General features: G+C 65.5%; 1 protein-coding gene. It reads left to right on the forward strand.

Translation table 11 applies throughout. The features are described from left to right. The first annotated feature begins 124 nt into the window (after positions 1-124). A complete protein-coding gene (locus Q0X16_RS13140) occupies positions 125-2,056 on the forward strand; it encodes a type IV pilus secretin PilQ family protein (protein ID WP_297835291.1) in 1,932 nt (643 codons plus the stop codon). The last annotated feature ends 142 nt before the right edge of the window (positions 2,057-2,198 follow it).

Below are 2,198 nucleotides of genomic sequence, written 5' to 3' on the forward strand. Positions count from 1 at the left end.
CAACGCCAAGCAAACGCTGCCCGCACGGCGCCGCCTGCCCCTCGGGGCCCTGGCTGCAGGGATTGCCGTGGGCCTGTACGCTGCCGGAGCCGGCGCATTCCCTGCGTCCGCGCTTGCGGTCGGCATGGGCCAGTCCGCCACCGGCGCGCTCGCCGATCCGGCCAAGCGCACTCCCGATGCAGTCACCGTGTCCGCGATCGACTTCAAGCGCGGCGACGGCGGATCGGGCAAGCTGATCCTGCGCTTCTCCGGCGACGGTGCGGCGCCGGATCTGCGCACCAACGGCTCCAACGTGGTCGTGGACATCGGCAATGCCACCCTGCCGGCGGCCCTGCAGCGGCCGATCGACGTGCGCGATTTCGCCACCCCGGTGCAGAACGTCCAGGCCCATGCGACCAGCAGCGGCGCCCAACTGGTGCTGGGGACGAGCGGCGCGTTCGAGTCCATGGCCTACCAATCCGGAAATGAGTACATCGTCGAGATCGTGCCGCGGGCGCAGGCGGCAGCGACCACCACCGCCACGCCAGCGGTGGGTGCGGTTGCGTCCGCGACGGGTGACAGTACCGCTGGTGTGCGCTATTCCGGTCGTCCGGTCACGTTCAATTTCCAGGACGTTCCGGTGCGCACCGTCCTGCAGCTGATCGCCGACGAATCCAAGCTCAACATCGTCGCAGCCGACACCGTCACGGGCAACGTCACGCTGCGCCTGATCAACGTGCCCTGGGACCAGGCGCTGGATTTGATCCTGCAGGCCAAACAGCTCGACAAGCGCCGCAACGGCAACGTGATCTGGGTCGCGCCGCAGAAGGAAATCGCCGAGTTCGAGCAGGCCAAGGAAGATGCCCGGATCGCGATCGACGAGCGCGCCGAGAAGGTGACCGAATACATCCCGGTCAACTATGCCAGCGCCGCGAATATCGCCAAGATGCTCACCGATGAAAGCAAGGGCAACCAGGCAGGCGGTGGTAGTGGCGGCGGTGGCGGTGGCGGCCAGAGCAACCAGGATCGCGGTTTCCTGTCCGCGCGCGGCAGCATCAGTTTCGACACCCGCACCAATACCCTGCTGGTGATCGATATTCCGCAGCGGGTCGAGGCGATCCGCAACCTGGTGCGCCAACTCGACAAACCGGTCGACCAGGTGGTGATCGAGGCGCGCATCGTGATCGCCAACGAAAGCGTGGCCCGCGACCTCGGCGCCCGCTTCGGCATCACCGGCTCGGCACGCGACGGCCGCACCCAGTACGGCAACAGCATCGAGAACAACATCGCCAACCAGAATTCGATGGCGAACACCGCCAACGCCAACAACCAGCTGTATCACGACGCGTTGGCCGACTATCTGAACAATTGCCCGACCTGCACGGCCAACGATCCGGGCGCACCGCGCGCGCCGGGCATGGGCTGGAGTCCCACCACGCCCAATTACGGGGTGAACACCATCACCCGTGGCCTGATGAGCAGCCTGCCGGCAATTCTTACCGGCACCAATCCGGGTGCGCTGGCGCTGTCGATCCTCAACGCCGGCTACGCGCTGGACGTGGAACTGTCGGCGATCCAGCAGCAAGGCCGCGGCGAGGTGATTTCCAACCCGCGCATCGTCACCAGCAACCAGAAGGAAGCGGTGATCCGGCAAGGCAAGGAAATCGGCTACCTCACGGTGTCCGGTGGCCAGGGCGGCAACGTGCCGACCGTGCAGTTCAAGGAAGCATTGCTCGAGCTGAAGGTGACCCCGACCATCACCAACGATGGTCGCGTGTTCCTCGACATGGGCGTGAAGAAGGACGAACTCGACAGCTGGATCAGCCTTGGCGCGTTTGGCCAGGTGCCGCAGATCGCCCGGCGTGAAGTCAACACGGCGGTGCTGGTCGAGGACGGCCAGACCGTGGTCATCGGTGGCGTGTACGAATTCTCCGATCGCTCCGACATCACCAAGGTGCCGTTCCTCGGCGACATCCCGATTCTCGGCAACCTGTTCCGCAACAAGAGCCGCGGCAAGAGCAAGGCCGAGCTGCTGATTTTCGTCACCCCCAGGGTGATGCGCGTCAGCCAGCGCTGATCGAAGTACATCAAAGCGTGTTTCAGCGGGGGCCGATCGGCCCCCGCTCTGTTTTGCGTCCCGTCAGGCAAGCGCGGACCCTCTGCAGACCGGCTTTGCGCTATCTTCGGTATGCGGGCGGCGAGCTTCCTGTGTCGTCGAG

The organism is Thermomonas sp. (assembly GCF_025993755.1).
Classification (GTDB): Bacteria; Pseudomonadota; Gammaproteobacteria; order Xanthomonadales; family Xanthomonadaceae; genus Thermomonas.

Bases quoted from the DNA above. Each gene is read 5' to 3' on its own strand.
- Q0X16_RS13140 (WP_297835291.1), top strand. From the start codon at position 125: ATGGGCCAGTCCGCCACCGGCGCGCTCGCCGATCCGGCCAAGCGCACT.